The organism is Pseudoalteromonas sp. S558, assembly GCF_005886635.1.
Lineage (GTDB): Bacteria > Pseudomonadota > Gammaproteobacteria > Enterobacterales > Alteromonadaceae > Pseudoalteromonas > Pseudoalteromonas aliena.
Genome location: NZ_PNDU01000368.1, coordinates 1 through 4,626, shown reverse-complemented (window position 1 = coordinate 4,626; position 4,626 = coordinate 1). Strand labels below are relative to the sequence as shown.

The window sequence follows — 4,626 nt, the reverse complement described above, 5'->3', positions numbered from 1 at the left end:
TTAAATTTATTTTCTCTAGCCAGAGTTCAGCTTACTACAGTAAGCCGCTAACCTCAGCATGTGTATGCTGCGACCATACTCCCACTTGTACTTGACCAATATGCTGCTTTTGCAAAAGTAACATGACTAAACGCGATTGCCCTATTCCACCACCAATAGTTTGCGGAAATTTACTTTGTAATAAGGCTTTATGCCAATCAAATTCTAAGCGGTCTTTATCTCCAGTGATACTTAACTGCGCCTTTAAAACCTCAGGGCTTACACGTATACCCATTGATGATATTTCAAAAGCATCTTCAAGTACGGGGTTCCATACTAAAATATCACCATTTAAACCCATATATTGATCGCACGTCTGTGTAGACCAGTCGTCGTAGTCAGGGGCTCTTACATCATGAATTTTTCCATCACCTAATGCTCCACCAATACCAATTAAAAACACGGCCCCATACTCTTGTGTAATAGCTTTTTCGCGCTGCTTAGCGCTAAAATCAGGATACATTTTACGTAGCTCTTCACTGTGTACAAACTTAATGTTAGCCGGTAAAAATGGCATAAAGCCATAAGCTTCACTTACAAAGGCTTCGGTTTCTTTAATCCCTTTGTAGATAGATTGAACGGTTTGCTTAAGTGTTGCCAGCGAACGTTCTGTGGTTTCGTTAATTACTTTTTCCCAATCCCACTGATCAACATAAACAGAGTGAATAGGACTTAGTGAATCTTCATCTGGGCGCAGCGCTTTCATTTGCGTATAAATACCTTCACCAACACCAAAGCCATAAGTGGCTAATGTTTTACGCTTCCACTTTGCAAGTGAGTGCACTACTTCATAGTCGCTATCAGTAATAGCTTTAACCTTTACAGCAACTGCATTTTCATGCCCGCTGAGATTATCTTGTGTGCCATCACCCACTTTAGCCAAAATTGGTGCTTGAACTTCAATGAGCCCAAGTTGGATTTCTAGTTGTTGTGAAAAAAATTGCTTAACTTTACTTATTTGCTGCTGTTGCAGCACATAATGTGAACTCATAATAATTGGCCTCATTCCCAGTTATTGTTACTTGCTTAATTGATACAAAGCGCTCCAACCAGCACCTTTAATGAAGTTAATGTAACAATTTAATGAATTAACTCAACATCCAATAACAAAAATAGCTTTGCCATGTAAAAATCACTAATTAAGTGGTATAAAAACAATATATTCGATAATTTCATGAGATAAATATAGTGGAAAATTACTTAATCGATAATCTCGATAAACAGATACTGCATGCATTAATGGCAAATGCCCGTACTGCGTACGCCGAATTAGCAAAAAGATTTAATGTAAGTGCCGGTACAATTCATGTTCGTATAGAAAAAATGAAACAAGCAGGGATCATCACCGGCACTCAATTAACAATAAATACTAAGCAGCTAGGCTATGATGTATGTTGCTTTATAGGTATCAATTTAAACAATGCACGCGACTACCCGCAAACACTAATTAAGCTAGAAGCATTGGAGGAAGTGGTTGAAGCCTATTACACAACGGGGAACTACAGTATTTTTATTAAAGTAATGGCGAAATCGATTGATCACTTGCAAGATGTGTTAATCAACAAAATCCAAGCCATTGAAGCAATCCAATCAACAGAAACGCTTATATCGCTGCAAAACCCAATTAGTCGTACGGTAATGCCTTAACTGTAAAAATCTCGTATAATTGCCGAAAAAAGAGGATCACCATGCAGCAAACTCGCTATCAAAGAATTGAAGATGTACTTTCGCGCCGCCAAACAGACCTAACAGTGTGCTTAGAAGACGTACATAAACATCATAATTTATCTGCAATCGTGCGTAGCGCTGACGCAGTAGGTTGCCATCACGTACACGCTGTATGGCCAGAAAAACAAAAATGGCTTACTAATAATACCTCAGGTGGTAGTAAAAATTGGCTAGAGACTCATCTGCATAGAAATATTGATGATGCCGTTACTGCAATGCGTGAACGTAACCCAAAAATACAAATACTAGCAACGCATCTATCTGAAGACGCTGTTGATTTTAGAGAAGTAGATTACACCAAGCCGACTGCTATTATTGTTGGCCAAGAAAAAACAGGAATATCTGAAAAAGCATTAGAGTACGCAGATCAGAATATTATTATTCCAATGCAAGGCATGGTGCAATCACTAAATGTTTCGGTTGCTGCCGCACTAATTTTGTTTGAAGCACAGCGCCAGCGCGAGCTTGCTGGTTTGTATAACAGAGATATGCTCAGCGCAGAAGTTAAACACCCGCTTTATTTCGAAGGCTGCCATCCTATTATTGCAAGGCAATGTAAACAAAAGAAATTGCCATACCCTGCACTTGATGAAAATGGTGAAATAGTTGCCAGTGAACAATTTTGGCAAGCTTTAAAACATACTTGATGCACCTACACTGTATAAGTACACTTAACTCACTAAATAATAAAAATTGAGCCTACTTTGTCTAAACCTAGCTTAAGCCAATATCCAATAACAGAACTTAAAGGGGTCGGCCCAAAAATGGCCGAGCGCTTGTTGAAGCTAGGTATTAGTACCGTACAAGATATGCTCTTCCACTTACCTCTTCGCTATGAAGACCGTACTCGCTTATATGCAATAAACGAGTTATCGCTTCATAGCCATGTAAGTGTGGAAGCAACGATTGAAACAAGCCAGGTTACCTTTGGCAAAAGGAGAATGCTGGTTTGCCAAATAAATGATGGCACAGGTAGGCTCACACTTCGATTCTTTAATTTTACCGCAGCACAAAAAAATGCGTTCATTGCAGGTAAAATAATACGTTGTTTTGGCGAAGTACGTCGCGGGCGTGTGGGACTTGAAATGAATCATCCTGAATATAGCATCAGCGATACTCATAATGAGCAACCCACGGTAACAACGTTAACGCCCGTGTATTCAACAACCGAAGGCTTAAAGCAACTTTCAATTAGAGCCCTGAGCGAACAGGCTATTGATTTACTAAACAAATATTCGGTAGAAGAACTACTTCCTACGCAGTTTCAGCCATCAAATATGGCTTTAAGCGATGCTTTACTATTACTGCACCGCCCGCCAAATGATGTTGATATAACCGCACTAGAGCAAGGTATGCACCCCGCACAACAACGCCTTGTATTTGAGGAGCTACTTGCACAAAACCTCAGCTTATTAAAAGTACGAGAGCAAGGGCAACAAGTTAAAGCCGTGGCATTAAATCCAGTAAATACATTAGAAAGTCAATTTTTAGAGCAGCTTCCTTTTGCACCCACAAATGCACAAAGCCGAGTAGTGGCTGAGATAAAAGGGGATATGCAACACACATATCCAATGATGCGCTTAGTGCAAGGCGATGTAGGTTCAGGCAAAACCTTAGTCGCGGCTTTAAGTGCGTTAACAGCGATTGCAGGAGGCTTTCAAGTTGCTTTAATGGCTCCAACTGAAATTTTATCTGAACAACATGGCGTTAATTTTACAACTTGGTTTAATCCGTTAGGTATCACAGTTGCTTGGCTTGGCGGTAAAACAAAAGGTAAAGAACGTATAGCAACACTTGAAAAAATAGCCTCTGGTGAAGCGCAAATGATTGTAGGTACTCACGCTTTATTTCAAGATGAAGTAAAGTTTAATAACTTAGTACTAATAATTATTGATGAGCAACATCGCTTTGGTGTACATCAGCGTTTATCACTACGCGAAAAAGGAAAATTTGCTGATTGTTACCCTCATCAACTGGTTATGACTGCAACACCTATTCCACGCACACTTGCCATGACAGCTTATGCTGACTTAGAAACCTCTGTAATTGATGAATTACCACCGGGGCGGACTCCAATTACAACAGTCGCACTGCCTGATACACGTAGAGACGATATTATTGCGCGTGTTAAATTAGCCTGCAATGATCAAGGTCGTCAAGTTTACTGGGTATGCACACTAATTGATGAATCTGAAGTGCTGCAATGCCAAGCAGCTGAAGATAGTGCACTGCAATTAAAAGAGGCATTACCAGAGCTGAGCGTAGGTCTCGTTCATGGACGAATGAAGTCAGCTGAAAAGCAAGCCATTATGAGTGAGTTTAAAGCAGGAAATATACATGTATTAGTAGCCACTACCGTCATCGAGGTAGGTGTGGATGTTCCTAACGCAAGTTTAATCATAATAGAAAATCCTGAGCGCTTGGGTTTAGCGCAGTTGCACCAATTACGTGGGCGAGTTGGCCGTGGTGCCACTGCATCGCATTGTGTACTTTTATACCACGCACCACTATCTCATACCGCTCAAAAGCGACTTGGTGTACTAAGAGATAGTAATGATGGCTTTGTAATAGCGGAGCGTGATCTAGAAATACGCGGACCAGGTGAAGTCCTCGGCACAAAACAAACCGGCTTAGCGGAATTTAAAATTGCAGACTTAACGCGCGACAAACAAACACTTAATCAAGTAAGGCCTATTGCCCTGCAAATGCTAAAACAATACCCTCAAAGTGTAGATCCCCTGATTCATAGATGGCTTGGCAATAAGTCAAACTACGCACAAGCTTAAACTACCTGAAAACACATTTTCACTTTTCTGCAGACGTAAAAAAGCCCGAATCGTTATACCAATTCCATTAATT

4 protein-coding genes are annotated in these 4,626 nt (G+C 40.3%); 3 read left to right on the top strand and 1 reads right to left on the bottom strand.

All coding sequences use genetic code 11. The annotated features are described in order from the left end of the window. Positions 1 to 34: 34 nt before the first annotated feature. Positions 35 to 1,030, bottom strand: a complete 996-nt coding sequence (gene asnA / locus CWB66_RS19460; RefSeq protein ID WP_138586649.1) for an aspartate--ammonia ligase — start codon at positions 1,028 to 1,030, stop codon at positions 35 to 37. 197 nt (positions 1,031 to 1,227) lie between these two features. Here asnA and asnC point away from each other — a divergent pair, with 197 nt between their 5' ends. Genes asnC through recG form a run of 3 tightly spaced genes read left to right on the top strand, consistent with a single transcriptional unit; the run spans position 1,228 to position 4,553 of the window. Beyond that, the gene (gene asnC, locus CWB66_RS19455; protein WP_138586648.1) at positions 1,228 to 1,686 is read left to right on the top strand and encodes a transcriptional regulator AsnC; all 459 of its coding nucleotides are present in this window, start codon (positions 1,228 to 1,230) and stop codon (positions 1,684 to 1,686) included. Between the two features lie 41 nt (positions 1,687 to 1,727). Next, positions 1,728 to 2,414 (top strand): tRNA (guanosine(18)-2'-O)-methyltransferase TrmH, encoded by a 687-nt coding sequence (gene trmH / locus CWB66_RS19450; protein WP_138586647.1) that lies wholly within the window; start codon positions 1,728 to 1,730, stop codon positions 2,412 to 2,414. A gap of 57 nt (positions 2,415 to 2,471) precedes the next feature. Further along, positions 2,472 to 4,553, top strand: coding sequence for an ATP-dependent DNA helicase RecG (gene recG, locus CWB66_RS19445; RefSeq protein ID WP_138586646.1), 2,082 nt, complete (start codon positions 2,472 to 2,474; stop codon positions 4,551 to 4,553). The last annotated feature ends 73 nt before the right edge of the window (positions 4,554 to 4,626 follow it).